The organism is Gemmobacter sp. 24YEA27 (assembly GCF_030052995.1).
Lineage (GTDB): Bacteria > Pseudomonadota > Alphaproteobacteria > Rhodobacterales > Rhodobacteraceae > Pseudogemmobacter.
In genome coordinates this window covers 2,904,187-2,918,667 of record NZ_JASJPW010000001.1, presented here as the reverse complement: position 1 = coordinate 2,918,667, position 14,481 = coordinate 2,904,187, and the positions used below count along the sequence as shown (strand labels likewise).

The following is a 14,481-nucleotide window of genomic DNA, read 5'->3' as shown; positions in this document are numbered from 1 at the left end:
ATTCATGCGCAGACATAGCTTCGAACATGATGGTTTGGTTTTTTCATTTCTCGATGCAGGAGGGGCAGGAAAGCCCATTATTGCGCTTCACGGGCATTGGATGGGCGGGTCTGATTTCTCCATGCTTGCAGAAGACCTTGCCCCTGAATGGCGTGTGATTGCTCTGGATCAGCGGGGCTTTGGTGAAACCGAGCACGCTGCACGGCATAGCATGCCAGCCTATGTTTCTGATGTGGAGGCACTTCTGGACCATCTGTCCATCACTGGACCAGTCCCGGTCATTGGCCACTCTTTTGGTGGGATTGTCGCCTATCACTTCGCGGCGGCACATCCTGAACGCGTGTCCGCGATGGTCATCGAAGACATAGGTGTGAATATTCAGGACGATTCATCGCCTTATGTCGCGAGTTGGGGCGGTGTGTTTCGTTTGCGTGAAGCCCTTGAGGAGCGCCTCGGCACCCGCCTTTCCCCATATTTACAGAATTCCATCCACCGCCTTCCCGAAGGGTGGGCGCTCAATTTCGATCCAGCGGAGTTTCTGGTGTCAGAGCGGGCGACCAATGGCGACCATTGGAACAGCTGGCTGCAAAGCCAATGCCCGGCACTTGTTATCTCGGGTAGCGAAAGCCGCATCTGTGATGCCACCGAGTTGAGGGCAATGGCGGAGCGGCGGAGCGGCACCAAGTTCGCGCAGCTTCATGCGGGACACTCTGTCCACATTGATGCCCGTAAAGAGTTCGCAGAACTTTTGCGGCAGTTTCTTAAAGGTTGACGCCGCATCCGTCCGCTTCGTCCGCATAGCTGACCCTTGCATCACCTGAAGCGCAAGAGCCGTTTGCGGTCAGTCGGAAATACATGGTATCAGACAGCATGCTTATTTTCAGACCTTCAACAGATCAGGACTTGCCGCGCGTCATGGAGATTTGGCGCCGGTCTGTCGACGCCACCCATCACTTTCTTGCGCCCCTCGACAGACTGGCAATTGAGGTCGAAGTTCTGGAGTTATTTCCAAAGTTGAGCCTGGTGCTTGCTGCGGATGCAACGGGGATGCCGCAAGGCTTCATGTTTCTGCATGCGGGGCATCTGGAGGCCCTGTTTGTCGACCCGGATCAACATGGCAATGGGGTTGGCAGAGCTTTGATTTCACGAGCAGTCGCGGCACACTCTGAACTGACGACCGATGTGAACGAGCAAAATACAGAGGCGCTCGGGTTCTACGAGCATATCGGGTTCGTCCGCACGGGACGATCTTCCCATGATGGGCAAGGAAGACCTTACCCCCTTATTCACCTACGATATCAGTCGCACATGTGAGCGTCCGCTCTGTCCGCATAGCTGACCCTCGCCACACCTGAAGCGCAATCCGCTTCTCATCATGCCGGCCGCCGCGCCGGGCTTTTTCACATCCATCATGGAGAACGACATGACCGAGGCATTCTTTGCCGCGATCCGTCCGCTGTTCGGCGGCAGCCTGAAACAGGCGCAGGTTGATGGCCTCAACGCCATCCTTGCCGCCACCACGACCCTGCCGCGCAGTTTCCGCGCCTATATCCTTGCGACCGCTTATCACGAGACTGCCCACACCATGCAGCCGATCCGGGAATATGGCCGGGGCAAGGGTAAGAAATACGGCGTGGTCGATCAGACCGGCAAGGCGCCCTATGGCCGGGGCTATGTCCAGCTCACCTGGCGCGAGAACTATCAGCGCGCAGATCGTGAGCTCGGTCTGGGCGGCCGGTTGGCGGCGGATTACGACCTCGCGCTTGATCCGGCGATTTCGGCGCAGATCCTTGTCGAGGGAATGCTCGACGGCTGGTTCACCGGCAAGGCGCTGCGGGATTACCTGCCCGGGGTGTTGAACGGCTTGCAATAAGGACCCCGCTTCTGGGGTGATCGGCGTCCAAAAGGGACCCCACCGACCGGGGGTTGGGTCCATTGTGCCTTCGATGATTATCGGAGGCCGAGCACGGGATGCTGATCGTGGAGACAATAGCAAAAATCAGGCGGCTACATTTCACCGAGGGCAAGGGGATCAAGACGATCTGCCGTGACCTGAAGCTGTCGAAGAAGGTGGTGCGGAAGGTGGTCCGCACCGGGATTACCGAGTTCACCTATACCCGGACGGTGCAGCCGCGCCCGAAGCTGGGTGCCTGGCTGGGTGAACTCAACCGGCTGCTTGAGGTCAACGCCGCGCGGGCCAGCCGGGAACGGCAGTCTCTGACACAGATCTACGAAGAGCTGAGCGGTCTCGGTTATGAAGGTGGGTATGACGCGGTGCGCCGCTACGCCTCGAACTGGGCGCGCAATCAGAGCTGGGGTGCCTCTTCCGCTTTCGTGCCTCTGAGCTTTGCGCCCGGCGAAGCCTATCAGTTCGATTGGAGCCACGAGGTTGTGGTCATTGATGGGGCGACGACCACCATCAAAGTGGCTCATGTTCGCCTGTGTCACAGCCGGATGTTCTTCGTGCGGGCCTATCCTCGCGAGACGCAGGAGATGTTGTTCGATGCCCACGACAGGGCCTTCGCCTTCTTCAAGGGCACCTGCACCCGCGGGATCTACGACAACATGAAGACAGCGGTGGAGACCATCTTCACCGGCAAAGAGCGTCTCTACAATCGTCGGTTCCTACAGATGGTCAGCCATTATCTGGTAGAACCTGTTGCCTGCAGCCCTGCTGCGGGTTGGGAGAAAGGCCAGGTGGAGAGCCAAGTTGGCACAGTTCGCCAGCGGTTCTTCGCGCCGCGCGTCAGGGTCAAAAGCTACGAGGAACTGAATGCCTGGCTGCTGGACAAGTGCATCGCCTCGGCCAGAACCAGCAAGCATCCGGAGCTGACGGACAAAACCGTCTGGCAGGTCTTCCAGGAAGAGCGCCCACACCTTGTTCCCTATGCCGGGCGCTTCGACGGGTTCCATTCGCTGCCTGCGGCGGTGTCGAAGACCTGCCTCGTGCGCTTCGACAATAACAAATACTCGGTTGCGGCAACGGCTGTCGGGCGGCAGGTCGAGATCAGGGCCTATGCTGAGCGGATCGAGATCCGGCAGGAGGGCCGACTGGTCGGAGACCACCCGCGCCACTTCGGCCGAGACCGAACGGTCTACAATCCCTGGCATTATGTGCCTGTTTTGCTTCGTAAACCCGGAGCGCTGCGTAACGGCGCACCGTTCAAGGATTGGGTTCTTCCCGGAGCTCTCGAACAGATCCGCCGTAAGCTGCAGGGCTCATCAGATGGCGACCGCCAGATGGTGAAGGTCCTCGGCGCCGTGCTGACGGAAGGGATGCCTACGGTGCAAAAGGCATGCGCCGAAGCCCTCTCGCAAGGTGTCCATTCTGCCGATGTGATCCTCAATATTATATCCCGCAGGCGCGATCCCGAACCGCCGCCTCTCCTGCTGACCTCCCCGGCCTTGCGCCTGACCCACGAACCGGTGGCGGACTGCGCCCGTTATGACCTGCTGCGGAGGGCCAGCTGATGGATCGTGCTGACATCATGGCCGCAATGGGCGAGCTGAAGCTCTACGGGATGCGCGCCGCTTATGATGAACTCATGGCGGTGGCTGTGCGCCGCCAGCATGAACCCCGCCAGATCGTTGGAGATCTTCTGGCCGCCGAGATCAACGAGAAGAAAGCGCGGTCGGTCAAATACCAGATCACCACCGCCAAGCTGCCCTATGCCCGGGAGATCGAGGAGTTCACCTTCGATGACACCCCGATCAACGAGACCCTGGTGCGAGATCTGGCCAGCGGGGAGTTCCTCAGCCAACAGCGCAATGTCGTGCTGGTTGGTGGCACGGGGACCGGCAAGACCCATATCTCTGTGGCCATCGCGCGCGCGGTCATCCGCAATGGTGCCCGGGGCAGGTTCTTCAATGTCGTCGATCTGGTGAACAGGCTGGAGGCCGAGGCCCGTGCTGGACGGGCGGGCCGGCTTGCAGAACATCTGATGCGGCTCGACTTCGTTATCCTCGATGAACTCGGATACCTGCCATTCGCCCAATCCGGAGGCCAGTTGCTGTTCCATCTGATCAGCAAGCTCTATGAGCAGACTTCCGTCATCGTCACCACCAACCTCGCATTCGGGGAGTGGCCGACCGTCTTCGGGGACGCAAAGATGACCACCGCGCTGCTCGACCGGCTCACCCACCACTGCGACATCGTCGAGACCGGCAACGACAGTTGGCGCATCAAAACCCGAGTCTGAACACCCTCCAAAACGCAGGCCCGCGTCGGCTGCGCAAGCTGAAAAGCTACGCCGCCACGGGCCTGCTCACCCGCGCGCCGAAGGGGTTACTTTTGGACGCCGATCAGGGGGCCCGTTTGGATGCCGATTGACATGGTGACCGCATCCATGGCTGCGCCGGGCCGAGAGGGGGCTCCTGTGGACCTCTCCGTGCCCCGTCCGGTGGCCCCGCGTTACCGTCTCACCGATATCCGGAGCGGCGAGGAGGTCGACCTGCCACATGACCGGATCGCTGCCACCCTTGGCATCGAGATCGGCTATGTCGACTGGTGCATCGCCTGCGACGGGGCTTTTGAGACAGGAAGTTGGCGGGTCACGGTGGCGCAGTGAAGGGGGATGTAGCCCCCTCTACCGTGCCGGGTGCAGCTGCGGAGGAGTATAGATACCACTGCACCGAGAGCGACGGCTTGAGGCAGGTCTTGCCTACAGCTTTCTATCGTTGGCACGCTCCAGCCTCGGGCGGGGGCGGAGCGACCGGATCGTCGTTTCGAGCCCTTAGCTGCCGGTTGGCCTCGCCAACGGCGCTCATAGATTAGCGCGTTCAGTTGAGCGCTTGGCAGAAGCGAAGCAGGTAGCCGTCAGGATCTTGCACAAGCAATTGGCGCTGCAGACGTTCACCGCCCCTGACGCGATAGCGCGCGTCCGAGATCGGTTCGAACAATTCGATTTCTGCTTTTGCAAGTCGGTCATTGAGGAGCTCCACATCGTCGACCTCAATCTGGAAGTTGATTCCGCGACCGAAGGGATGTGTTAGTTCTCCGGTAACCCAGTGATCTTGCGGGCGGGTCAGGTTCACCTGCTCAAGCATAACTTGTGATCGGCCAAGCGCGAGAAATGCGAAGCCTGCCTCTGGGCGATCATAGGCGACGCAGAAACCCACGACATCAACGTAGAAATGTAGACTTGCTGCCAAGTCGACACATGCGAGTTCGGGGATCAACGGCGACCATTCGAAATCGGTTGGTGTTTGCATGTGTTAACATAACCCTGAATGAAGCGTGGTGCGCACCTTATAATGGCCGCACGTCAAGAAAAAGGGCAGGTCAAACGACCGCATAGTCCGCATAGCTGCCACCGCCGCCCTGGTCCAGCGCGGCTGGCGGTGCCAAGCCGTCAGGATCGACGTTCAGAGCCCTTTGCGGTCAGTGGCGGTTCATCCATAGCCGCGCTAGATCGAAGAACGATAGGCTTTGCCTGCGGCCATTCGCGTCCGGTGGTGTGAGCTTGTCGGTCGAAGAGAAAAAGCCGCGGAGGTCCAGCTCTCCCTGCCGTGCGGCATCACATATTTTAGAAGCAGTTTGCCTATCTCCGCAACAGATCCGCTCCACAACTCGGGTCATATGATAGCGATACGGTTCCTGCGGTCTTTCGTCTGCAATCGCGCGGGCTAGATCATATTCCTGCCACAGGCTCACCATATGCGGGATGCGCTTCGCAAGCTGGACCATCTCGCGAGCAAATTGCTCATGTGATGCAGATGGTTCCAGATCTTGCTGAAGTAGCGCGGGACTGTCACAGGTAAAGGCTCCGGTGAAATGAAAGCTCGTAGGCTGCAGATCATTCCCTTCAATCTGAAGGATTGACCATAACATGTAGTCCCAAGCGGCGGGCTTCGCCCGGAACTCGATCCGTCCTATCGATCCCCTTCGGGGATGGACGGCGAGAAGGTGGTCATCAATACGCTTTGAAAGCACATCCCGTTTCACGGTCCAGCCGCTTCCTTTTGCTGCTGTTTGAATAGCTTTCGCAAGCAAGTCGCTCACTGGCATCCCTTCACGTCACTGTAAGCGGAGGATGACGGCTTACCTGATCGTCCGCAATGTCCTGCATAGCCACCACGGCTGGCGCGGTCCAGCGCCGCAGCGGCGATCACGCGGTCAGATCGACGCGAAGAGCCCATTGCAGTCATTGGCTGAACGATACAACGTCACCTAGTGTTGATGGTATAGGTACGACATGCATCCGCCGTTCCCTGAGCGCTATTGGACAGGCCCGTCCATCGAGTTCTTGTCGAAAAGGCTTGATCATCCGCTCGACGGAACCCAACAAGATTGGCCTTTCGAGGTTGCCGATTTCTCGCATCTAGATACCTATCTCGCGCTGTATGACGAAGTGTCCCTAGACGAGGACATCCGCTTCACACTGGCGGATATGATCATTCAAGCGTTCGCAGACGGTAACGACTTGTCAACCGATCCTCGGTGGAACGAGTTCCTTGTTCGGCTGTCCGAGAACCTCAGCATCCATGCTTCCCAAGTCTGGTATTGGGCGGCAAATGACGCACCTGAAGCAGATCGTTGGAAAGTGTCCCCGTGGATGCATGATCTGCTCCGCGACAAAGCTACACGTTGAGCGACCGTCTGCTTCGTCCCGCATAGCGGCCCCACGTTCAGGCGCTGTCGAGCGCCTTGAGTTGGCTCAGCGCGATCTTCATTCGCTCGTCGCTCAGCCCGCGCAGCAGTGCCGCTGCCTCGGCTTCCAGCCGCATCCGGTTCGGGCTCTTGTTCTCCACCGCCCCGGCCTCGGGGAAAAAGTCCCGCAGGGGCACCTTCAGCGCCTGAGCAATGGCCATCAGGGTGTCGAGTGCCGGGAGCGATTTCGCCCGCTCGATGTTCGATATCGCCTCGGCGGTGCGGTCGATTGCCTCGGCGAGCCGGGTCTGCCGCATGCCACCCGCCTTGCGATGTGTCCGCACCTGCTGCGCGATATAGGTTTTGAGATCGCTGTCCATGATGCCGGATTAGGCTTCATAGATTGACAGCATAAATCGATCATGCTTTGAATTTTCTGAAAAATTGAAGTGTAGTTCTGATTATTGGAGATATCCGGCATGAAGGCGATGAAATGGCTGGTGATAAGTGCGGCAGCTGCCCTGTCGGGCTGCGTCCCGGCGAACCAGAAGGCCGCAGCCGCAGGTCCGCATCCGTCCGTCTGGCCGTGCAAAACTGTCCATGCAGAGTTGCAGCGGCAGGAGGAGGCCGACCGGCGCGCGAGCCAGACCCGCGAAACAATCATGTGGATCCCCGTGGTAGGGATGGCGGGGATGGCAGTGCAGCCAGATCGTACCCGCCAGTCTCACCTTTCCAGCCGCGCCTATGAATGCAAGCTGAGAGGGAAAGCGGGGTGAACGCAACCGAACAGTTCACATGGCTACAGCGGCTGGATCCCGCGAAATGGGAGCGTCCCGAATGGCTGCCAGTTTTTGAGCTGCCTTTATGGGTGCCGGTCGGCGACGAGATGTGGATGATATTCGCACTGTGGTGTGTCATCTCGCAAGATATCGACAGCGATCTTGCTCTCATGGCGGTCGGCTTCCTAATTGTTCTGGCCGTTTGTCTCGCCCGGTATTTTGGTCTGAGCTTAAACTAATGCCGCCCCGGCTGATCAGGATCCCAACCCATGAGCCCCGACAATTTCCGCCTGATTCTCGCCATCTGCGCTATCTTGCTCACCTTCGGTTGTCTCTTCATAATTCAGCCGCTGCTGGCGATCATCGCCCTGCTCGGTGGTGCTCTGTGGCTCCTTGGTGCTGCCATTTGGTGGTGGTGGAAATGGTGGAACAGATGACGGGCAGATGAATGGGGGCGGGGCAGATCGACGTTTTGAGCTTATAGCGGACGGTCAGCTGGATGTGTAGCCTCATAGCAGATCGGGAAACGCGCGAGGGGATGATGGCAACGATGGCTGATGTTACACCAAGACGATATCCCGAAATGAAAGGAAAAGTCGCGCTGGTGACGGGGGGCACCACGGGGATTGGTCTGGCGACTGCTCAGGCTTTCGCGCATGAGGGCGCTACCGTTGTCATTGCCAGCCGCAATGAAAAGCGAGCGCAACAGGCTTTGTTGGGGCTTGCCGATGTTGGGCGAGTAAGTTGGATCGCCTGCGATGTCACTAGCGGGCGCGATGTGGAACGGCTAATCACCACGATTTCCAGAGACCACGGTCACCTCGACTATGCGTTCAATAATGCGGGCAGCGGCGGAAAGATGTCACCTATAGCGAGCATGAGCGAGGAAGCATGGGGGAAGACAATCACCGGCTATCTGACATCTGTTTTTCTGTGTATGCGTCACCAGTTACCCGTGATGCTGAAGGCCGGCCATGGCGTGATCGTGAATAATTCATCCGTCGATGGTCTTCGGGGTTACCCCTTAACTGGTGGAGGGGCCTATGCCGCAGCCAAACATGGCGTTCTTGGCCTGACCCGAAGCGCCGCGCTCGAACACGCCAAGGATGGCATTCGCATTACCGCTATATGTCCGGGCTGGATCGGAACCCCTCTGGTTCAGAACTACATCAAGAAAAACGAAGAGATTGGTGCCCGGATCCTCGGCCAGGAGCCAATCGGTCGCCTTGGAACGCCTGCTGAAGTCGCAAATGGTGTCTTGTGGCTCTGCTCTGATGCCTCCTCTTTCGCTCTTGGAAGCCCGATGATACTTGACGGCGGCTACATGGCATGAGGGTCATCAGCAGATAGCATGTCGGCTGCGCAGGCCTTAGATCAAACGGCAGCTTTGTCCGCCATAGCGGACCCATTGCGAAGTGTAGCGCGTGTAGACGATGCAGATGCTCGCCGGGGGCACCCCGTACCTTGCCGTAGCCATTGTCCCTGAACTGCTACATATGCCCGGCAAACCGCACAGCCCTATTTTGTGCGCCATCCCGTCAACCTGCTAATTTTCCTTCTTAAATCAAGGCAGAGCAGGAGCCAAAACAATGACGAAGAGCAAAATCGACGGCGCGACATGGGCCACTGTGACTTTGGCGATGCCGCAGCTTGTCGAGTGGCAGATCGAAGGCGATACCACGCCGCAAGCGGGCAGGAGCCTGCGCGAGTTCGTGGTGGCGCTCGCGAGTGCCAGTGAAGGGCGCGAGACCGTGGTTCGGATGAATCTGGTACTCAGCCTGTGACGCGGGCCGGGCTTCGATTCGAGCAGTACCTCGGGCAGGGGCTGGTGACCGTGGCAGCGGATCCGTTCCAAAATCTGGTGACCGCGCGGTGACCGCGTGACATCTTCGGGGTATTTCCGAAGATGTCCGGCAGCCCGAGAATGCGCTCTAAGGCGCTGTAAAATATGCCATAAAGTGCTCGGAAATATGGTGGGCGGTGAGGGACTCGAACCCCCGACATCTTCGGTGTAAACGAAGCGCTCTACCAACTGAGCTAACCGCCCGCCCCGCCGGGGACCTAACCCGGACACGGCCTGGACGCAAGGGATTTACGCAACAGGCGGGGTGGTTGTTCGGCTGGTCACTCAAGGGGTGGGTCTGGCCGTTTATTGTGCGTTTTTGAACAGCCATGCCGCAGGATGCAAAGGGTGAAATGCTGCGAAAAGGCGACTAGTCTTCAGACCGGGACTGCATGGGCCGGCGCAAAGACAGCGCAGGTCGTGCAGGCCCTTCACAGACGCGCCAGACCCCGCGCCAGATCCCAGGAGGCAAGCCATGAGCTGGAACCCCGCCCTCGACCCTTCGATCCCTGTCGGCAATCAGGTTGATTCCATCGAGACCGTCATTGTTCCGCGGGCGCGTGACCTTGGCGGTTTCGAGGTGCGCCGGGCGTTGCCCTCGGCCCAGCGTCAGATGGTGGGGCCTTTCATCTTCTTTGATCAGATGGGCCCTGCCGAATTCCTGACCGGGGAGGGGATCGATGTGCGTCCGCATCCCCATATCGGGCTTGGGACCGTGACCTATCTGATGAAGGGGCGTCTCCATCACCGCGACAGCCTCGGCACCGATCAGTGGATTGAGCCGGGCGCGGTGAACTGGATGATGGCGGGCCATGGCATCACCCATTCCGAACGCACCGACGGCGCGGCGCGGCGCGCGCCCCTGACCATGTTTGGCCTCCAGACCTGGCTTGCCGTGCCGAAGGACCGCGAGGATGATCCCGCAGACTTTATCCATGTCGAAAAGTCGCGGCTGCCGGAGTTGGAGGGCGAGGGCAAACAGGTGCGTCTGATCCTTGGTCATGCCTGGGGCGCGCGGATGGATCTCGAAATGCCTTCGGAGGTCTTCTATGCGGATGCTGTGCTGGCTCCGGGCGCGTCAATTCCGTTGCCCGATGATCATGAGGATCGTGGCGTCTATGTGTTGACCGGCGAGGTCGAACAGGGCGGTCAGGTTTTTGAGGCCGGACGGATGCTGGTGTTCCGCCCAGGCGACCGGGTTTCGGTGAAAGCCGGCGCTCAGGGCGCGCGGATCATGCTGCTGGGCGGCGCGACGATGGATGGGCCGCGCTATATCTGGTGGAACTTTGTCGCCTCGTCGAAAGACCGGATTGATGCCGCGAAAGAGGCCTGGCGGGCAGGGGACTGGGCCCATGGCCGCTTCCGCCTGCCGCCGCAGGATGACCAGGAGTTCATCCCCGCGCCGGAAAAATGATTTTTTGACGAAAAATCGAGGTATTGGCGGACAAGGTGAAATTTCCTCATTCCGCCGCTTGACGGGGGGGGCGACCCCAGGTATCTAGCCCCCACACCCGGTTCGCCGGGGAAGCAAGAGACCAAAAGCGCGGTTGTAGCTCAGTCGGTTAGAGTACCGGCCTGTCACGCCGGGGTCGCGGGTTCGAGCCCCGTCAACCGCGCCACTTGCTTTCCGGATGCGAACAGGGACGATAGCGCGGTTGTAGCTCAGTCGGTTAGAGTACCGGCCTGTCACGCCGGGGGTCGCGGGTTCGAGCCCCGTCAACCGCGCCATTTCGTATATAATTTCTCCTGAAAGATACAAATAAACAGCCCATTCCGGGCTGCTTTGCGTATTCGTATCAGGAGGAAATTGGCATTTCCTCCTGACCTTTATACTCCCGCCAGAGGCATCCCTCGCCGTCAGAGGCGCATTCGGTAGCGGATATGCCCGTCGCTTTGCACGAATGTATCATAGAGCGCCCGGGCGCGCGCGTTTGTCTCATTCGTATGCCAGTAGAGCCGGTTCCAGCCTCTCTCCCGCGCAAGCGCGACCAGGTCCTCCAGCAGCGCGCGGCCGATTCCCTCACCCCGCGCCGCTTCGGTGACGCAGAGGTCTTCGAGGTAGCAATCCTCGCCGATCACCCAGGTCGAGCCATGTGTCAGGTGAAGCGCGAATCCGAGCAGGCGACCGTCCTGCACCGCCACCCTTCCGTTCAGCGGTGCGGCGGGGTCCATCAGGCGTGACCAGGTATGGCTGGTGACCTCGGGGGCGAGGCTGACCTCATAATAGGTCAGGTATTCGTCCCAGATGCCGCGCCAGGCGGCTTCATCCGCCGCTGTCAGATCGCGAATCTCCGGCGCTTTTTTCGTGACGGCGCCGCTCATGCGATGCGATCCAGCACGCGCGCCCAGGAGCGCATGCCTTTATGGAAACTTTTCACATCGTATTTCTCATTCGGCGAATGGATCGCATCATCGTCATTCGCGAACCCGATCAGCATGGCATCCATCCCGAGCACGGATTTGAAAAAACCCGCAATCGGGATCGAGCCGCCCATGCCGACAATCACCGCCTCGCGGTTCCATTCGTCGGACAGTGCAACGCGCGCGGCTTCGAATTCCGGGCGGTCGGTGTTCATCACCGCCGCCGGCGAGCCTTCGAGATTGTTATCCCAGGTGATCTTCGCGTCCTTCGGCAGGCGGGCCTCGACATGGGCGCGGACCTTCCGGCGCAGATCATCGGGGTCCATATCGCCCACGAGGCGGCAGGTGATCTTGCAATGGGCCTCGGCGGGAATCACCGTTTTTGAGCCGGCACCCTGATAGCCGCCCCAAAGCCCGTTGATCTCCAGCGTCGGACGCGCCCATTGCTGTTCCAGCGTCGTATAGCCGGCCTCGCCATGCGGCACGGTGAAGCCGACCGATTCGAGATAATCCTTCTCGTCAAAGCCGCTCAGTTCCCATTGCCGTTTCAGCTCGGACGGGACCTCATGCACGCCCTCATAGAAGCCCGCGACCGCGACGCGGCCCTGGTCGTCATGAAAGCTCGCGATGAGTTTTGCGATTTCGCGCAAAGGGTTAAGGCCCGGGCCGCCGTAATGGCCGGAATGAAGGTCGATCTTTGGCCCGTGCAGGGTGAACTCATCCTTGAGCATCCCCCGCAGCTGGCCCGCGATCGAGGGCACGCCGGGCGAGACCATCGACGTGTCGCAGATCAGCGCGATATCCGAGGTCAGTTCGGCGGCGTTTTCCTGCATGAACGGGATCAGCGAGGGCGAGCCGGATTCCTCTTCGCCCTCAAGGAAAATGGTGATGCGGCAGGGCAAGCTTCCATTCACGGCCTTCCAGGCGCGGCAGGCCTCGATAAAGGTCATCAGCTGGCCCTTGTCATCCGAGGTGCCACGGCCGCGGATCACATCGCCTTTGGGGGTGCTTTCCACAACAGGATCAAAGGGATCGCGGTGCCACAGCGCCAGAGGATCCACCGGCTGCACATCGTAATGGCCGTAAAACAGGATATGGCGCGGTCCCTCGCCGGCATGGGCGACCACCATCGGATGCCCCGGCGTCGGGCGGGCACTGGCCTCAAAGCCAAGGCTCTGCAGATCGGCGACCAGCCAGTCGGCGGCGCGGGCGCAATCGGCTTTCCAGGCGGGGTCGGTCGAAATCGAGGGAATGCGCAAAAGCTCTTTCAGGCGCTCAATCGCGTCGGGCAGGGCCCTGTCGATCCCTGCAAGGATCTGGTCCAGGTGATTGTTGGTGTCGGCGGCGCTCATCGCGGTCTCTCCCGGGTCATGTTGAGGAAACCTGCCAGGACCGGGCGCAACTGTCCAGAGGCGGCGCCTGCCATCTGTTTGCGGTGAGGCCGTCCGGATATCAGTTAACCAATCCGGAGAGGTAGCATTTTGTGTCGCACCACGCTAAAGCTGGGTTTAGAATGATTATATGGTGGCAGCGACATTTCGTCAGGTTCACTTGTGTCGTGACATGACGCATATCAAAGCCGGGCGGCGGCTTGAGGTCCATAAAGGGCGCCGCAAAGACGTGAGGACGGACCCATGAATTACGATGCAGCGCTCGATTCCGCGCTTGGCAGGCTTCATGACGAGGGGCGCTACCGCACCTTCATTGATATCGAGCGTCGCAAGGGCCAGTTCCCGCATGCGATCCGCACCCGTCCCGATGGCAGCGAGCAGCAGATCACCGTCTGGTGTGGCAATGACTATCTTGGCATGGGGCAGCATCCGGACGTGCTGGGCGCGATGCATGAGGCGCTGGAGGCCACCGGCGCCGGTTCGGGCGGCACCCGCAACATCTCGGGCACGACCGTCTATCACAAACGGCTCGAGACCGAGATCGCCGATCTGCATGGCCAGGAGGCGGCGCTGGTTTTCTCTTCTGCCTATACTGCCAATGATGCGACGCTTTCGACGCTGAAGGTGATTTTCCCCGGGCTGATCATTTACTCGGACGCGCTCAATCACGCCTCGATGATCGAGGGGATCCGGCGCGGCGGCGGTCAGAAGCGGATCTTCCGCCATAATGATGTGGCGCATCTGCGCGAATTGCTGGCGGCGGATGACCCTGCCGCGCCGAAGCTGATCGCGTTTGAATCGATCTATTCAATGGATGCCGATGTGGCGCCGATCAGCGCGATCTGTGACCTGGCCGAAGAATTCGGCGCGCTGACCTATCTCGACGAAGTCCATGCCGTTGGCATGTATGGCGCGCGCGGGGCAGGGCTTGCGGAACGTGATCGCCAGATGCACCGGATCGATATTGTGAACGCGACGCTGGGCAAGGCTTTCGGCGTGTTTGGCGGCTATATTGCTGCATCTGCGAAGATGGTTGATGCCGTGCGCTCCTATGCGCCCGGTTTTATCTTCACTACCTCGATTCCGCCGGTGGTTGCGGCAGGTGCGGCGGCCGCGATCCGGTTTCTGAAGGGCGAGGGCGGTCGGGCTTTGCGCAAACAGCACCAGGACCAGGCGCGCATCCTTAAGATGCGGCTGCGCGGCCTTGGCCTGCCGATCATCGATCATGATACACATATTGTGCCGGTTCATGTCGGCAACCCCATCCATTGCAAGATGCTCTCGGATATGTTGCTCGACCAGTTCGGCATCTATGTGCAGCCGATCAATTTCCCGACCGTGCCGCGCGGCACCGAACGGCTGCGGTTCACGCCCTCGCCGGTGCATGGCGCGGCGGAAATTGACCAGCTTGTGAAGGCGATGGATCAGCTCTGGGGGCATTGTGCGCTGAATCGCGCCGAAGCATCCGCCTGAGCATTCTCGCATGTGCAAAAACTCTTGCCCTGTGTTAGCGTTTTC

At 59.8% G+C, this 14,481-nt stretch carries 18 protein-coding genes and 3 tRNA genes; 15 read left to right on the top strand and 6 right to left on the bottom strand.

Going from position 1 to position 14,481, the window contains the following annotated elements:
* The first annotated feature begins 4 nt into the window (after window positions 1-4).
* The 6 genes from QNO18_RS14560 to QNO18_RS14535 all read left to right on the top strand — a co-directional run bounded on the left by QNO18_RS14560 (window position 5) and on the right by QNO18_RS14535 (window position 4,568).
* Window positions 5-772, top strand: a complete 768-nt coding sequence (locus tag QNO18_RS14560) for an alpha/beta hydrolase (protein WP_283178253.1) — start codon at window positions 5-7, stop codon at window positions 770-772.
* Window positions 773-855: 83 nt separating this feature from the next.
* On the top strand, window positions 856-1,314 hold the full coding sequence (locus tag QNO18_RS14555) for an acetyltransferase (protein ID WP_283178252.1): 459 nt from the start codon (window positions 856-858) through the stop codon (window positions 1,312-1,314).
* A gap of 109 nt (window positions 1,315-1,423) precedes the next feature.
* Window positions 1,424-1,873 (top strand): hypothetical protein, encoded by a 450-nt coding sequence (locus QNO18_RS14550; RefSeq protein WP_283178251.1) that lies wholly within the window; start codon window positions 1,424-1,426, stop codon window positions 1,871-1,873.
* A gap of 98 nt (window positions 1,874-1,971) precedes the next feature.
* Entirely contained in the window at window positions 1,972-3,471 is a 1,500-nt protein-coding gene (istA, locus tag QNO18_RS14545; protein ID WP_283177606.1) for an IS21 family transposase, read from the top strand.
* Window positions 3,471-4,199: an IS21-like element helper ATPase IstB gene (gene istB / locus QNO18_RS14540; RefSeq protein ID WP_283177605.1), complete on the top strand. Its 729-nt coding sequence runs from the start codon at window positions 3,471-3,473 to the stop codon at window positions 4,197-4,199. Before istA ends, istB begins: the two co-directional genes overlap by 1 nt.
* 177 nt (window positions 4,200-4,376) lie before the next feature.
* Window positions 4,377-4,568, top strand: coding sequence for a hypothetical protein (locus QNO18_RS14535; RefSeq protein ID WP_283178250.1), 192 nt, complete (start codon window positions 4,377-4,379; stop codon window positions 4,566-4,568).
* Window positions 4,569-4,779: 211 nt separating this feature from the next.
* Here QNO18_RS14535 and QNO18_RS14530 read toward each other — a convergent pair whose 3' ends face one another.
* Complete coding sequence (locus QNO18_RS14530) at window positions 4,780-5,211, bottom strand: VOC family protein (protein ID WP_283178249.1); 432 nt, start codon at window positions 5,209-5,211, stop codon at window positions 4,780-4,782.
* A 169-nt stretch (window positions 5,212-5,380) separates the two neighbouring features.
* A complete protein-coding gene (locus QNO18_RS14525; RefSeq protein ID WP_283178248.1) occupies window positions 5,381-6,001 on the bottom strand; it encodes a hypothetical protein in 621 nt (206 codons plus the stop codon).
* 193 nt (window positions 6,002-6,194) lie between these two features.
* On the opposite strand from QNO18_RS14525, the gene QNO18_RS14520 reads away from it, so the two are divergent.
* Window positions 6,195-6,590 (top strand): hypothetical protein, encoded by a 396-nt coding sequence (locus QNO18_RS14520; protein ID WP_283178247.1) that lies wholly within the window; start codon window positions 6,195-6,197, stop codon window positions 6,588-6,590.
* A 37-nt stretch (window positions 6,591-6,627) separates the two neighbouring features.
* Here QNO18_RS14520 and QNO18_RS14515 read toward each other — a convergent pair whose 3' ends face one another.
* Complete coding sequence (locus QNO18_RS14515) at window positions 6,628-6,969, bottom strand: helix-turn-helix transcriptional regulator (RefSeq protein ID WP_283178246.1); 342 nt, start codon at window positions 6,967-6,969, stop codon at window positions 6,628-6,630.
* A gap of 392 nt (window positions 6,970-7,361) precedes the next feature.
* Here QNO18_RS14515 and QNO18_RS14510 point away from each other — a divergent pair, with 392 nt between their 5' ends.
* From QNO18_RS14510 to QNO18_RS14495, 4 genes are all read left to right on the top strand, one after another.
* The gene (locus tag QNO18_RS14510; RefSeq protein ID WP_283178245.1) at window positions 7,362-7,607 is read left to right on the top strand and encodes a hypothetical protein; all 246 of its coding nucleotides are present in this window, start codon (window positions 7,362-7,364) and stop codon (window positions 7,605-7,607) included.
* 30 nt (window positions 7,608-7,637) lie between these two features.
* Window positions 7,638-7,805 (top strand): hypothetical protein, encoded by a 168-nt coding sequence (locus QNO18_RS14505; RefSeq protein ID WP_283178244.1) that lies wholly within the window; start codon window positions 7,638-7,640, stop codon window positions 7,803-7,805.
* A 113-nt stretch (window positions 7,806-7,918) separates the two neighbouring features.
* Complete coding sequence (locus QNO18_RS14500) at window positions 7,919-8,701, top strand: SDR family oxidoreductase (protein WP_283178243.1); 783 nt, start codon at window positions 7,919-7,921, stop codon at window positions 8,699-8,701.
* 256 nt (window positions 8,702-8,957) lie between these two features.
* Entirely contained in the window at window positions 8,958-9,152 is a 195-nt protein-coding gene (locus QNO18_RS14495) for a hypothetical protein (RefSeq protein WP_283178242.1), read from the top strand.
* A 187-nt stretch (window positions 9,153-9,339) separates the two neighbouring features.
* On the opposite strand, the gene QNO18_RS14490 is transcribed toward QNO18_RS14495, so the two are convergent.
* Window positions 9,340-9,415, bottom strand: a tRNA-Val gene (locus QNO18_RS14490).
* Window positions 9,416-9,686: 271 nt separating this feature from the next.
* Here QNO18_RS14490 and QNO18_RS14485 point away from each other — a divergent pair.
* From QNO18_RS14485 to QNO18_RS14475, 3 genes are all read left to right on the top strand, one after another.
* Window positions 9,687-10,625 carry a pirin family protein gene (locus tag QNO18_RS14485; RefSeq protein WP_283178241.1) on the top strand — a complete coding sequence of 313 codons (939 nt, stop codon included), beginning with the start codon at window positions 9,687-9,689 and terminating at the stop codon, window positions 10,623-10,625.
* Window positions 10,626-10,754: 129 nt separating this feature from the next.
* Window positions 10,755-10,830, top strand: a tRNA-Asp gene (locus QNO18_RS14480).
* Window positions 10,831-10,862: 32 nt separating this feature from the next.
* A tRNA-Asp gene (locus QNO18_RS14475) sits at window positions 10,863-10,939 on the top strand.
* Window positions 10,940-11,068: 129 nt separating this feature from the next.
* On the opposite strand, the gene QNO18_RS14470 is transcribed toward QNO18_RS14475, so the two are convergent.
* Both QNO18_RS14470 and QNO18_RS14465 read right to left on the bottom strand, forming a co-directional pair.
* Complete coding sequence (locus tag QNO18_RS14470) at window positions 11,069-11,533, bottom strand: GNAT family N-acetyltransferase (RefSeq protein WP_283178240.1); 465 nt, start codon at window positions 11,531-11,533, stop codon at window positions 11,069-11,071.
* Window positions 11,530-12,924, bottom strand: a complete 1,395-nt coding sequence (locus QNO18_RS14465) for a M20/M25/M40 family metallo-hydrolase (protein WP_283178239.1) — start codon at window positions 12,922-12,924, stop codon at window positions 11,530-11,532. Before QNO18_RS14465 ends, QNO18_RS14470 begins: the two co-directional genes overlap by 4 nt.
* Before the next feature lie 282 nt (window positions 12,925-13,206).
* Here QNO18_RS14465 and hemA point away from each other — a divergent pair, with 282 nt between their 5' ends.
* Window positions 13,207-14,436 (top strand): 5-aminolevulinate synthase, encoded by a 1,230-nt coding sequence (hemA, locus tag QNO18_RS14460; protein ID WP_283178238.1) that lies wholly within the window; start codon window positions 13,207-13,209, stop codon window positions 14,434-14,436.
* Window positions 14,437-14,481 lie beyond the last annotated feature (45 nt).

Bases quoted from the DNA above. Each gene is read 5' to 3' on its own strand.
- QNO18_RS14560 (WP_283178253.1), top strand. From the start codon at position 5: ATGCGCAGACATAGCTTCGAACATGATGGTTTGGTTTTTTCATTTCTC.
- QNO18_RS14555 (WP_283178252.1), top strand. From the start codon at position 856: ATGGTATCAGACAGCATGCTTATTTTCAGACCTTCAACAGATCAGGAC.
- QNO18_RS14550 (WP_283178251.1), top strand. From the start codon at position 1,424: ATGACCGAGGCATTCTTTGCCGCGATCCGTCCGCTGTTCGGCGGCAGC.
- istA (WP_283177606.1), top strand. From the start codon at position 1,972: ATGCTGATCGTGGAGACAATAGCAAAAATCAGGCGGCTACATTTCACC.
- istB (WP_283177605.1), top strand. From the start codon at position 3,471: ATGGATCGTGCTGACATCATGGCCGCAATGGGCGAGCTGAAGCTCTAC.
- QNO18_RS14530 (WP_283178249.1), bottom strand. From the start codon at position 5,211: ATGCAAACACCAACCGATTTCGAATGGTCGCCGTTGATCCCCGAACTC.
- QNO18_RS14520 (WP_283178247.1), top strand. From the start codon at position 6,195: ATGCATCCGCCGTTCCCTGAGCGCTATTGGACAGGCCCGTCCATCGAG.
- QNO18_RS14515 (WP_283178246.1), bottom strand. From the start codon at position 6,969: ATGGACAGCGATCTCAAAACCTATATCGCGCAGCAGGTGCGGACACAT.
- QNO18_RS14505 (WP_283178244.1), top strand. From the start codon at position 7,638: ATGAGCCCCGACAATTTCCGCCTGATTCTCGCCATCTGCGCTATCTTG.
- QNO18_RS14500 (WP_283178243.1), top strand. From the start codon at position 7,919: ATGGCTGATGTTACACCAAGACGATATCCCGAAATGAAAGGAAAAGTC.
- QNO18_RS14495 (WP_283178242.1), top strand. From the start codon at position 8,958: ATGACGAAGAGCAAAATCGACGGCGCGACATGGGCCACTGTGACTTTG.
- QNO18_RS14485 (WP_283178241.1), top strand. From the start codon at position 9,687: ATGAGCTGGAACCCCGCCCTCGACCCTTCGATCCCTGTCGGCAATCAG.
- QNO18_RS14470 (WP_283178240.1), bottom strand. From the start codon at position 11,533: ATGAGCGGCGCCGTCACGAAAAAAGCGCCGGAGATTCGCGATCTGACA.
- QNO18_RS14465 (WP_283178239.1), bottom strand. From the start codon at position 12,924: ATGAGCGCCGCCGACACCAACAATCACCTGGACCAGATCCTTGCAGGG.
- hemA (WP_283178238.1), top strand. From the start codon at position 13,207: ATGAATTACGATGCAGCGCTCGATTCCGCGCTTGGCAGGCTTCATGAC.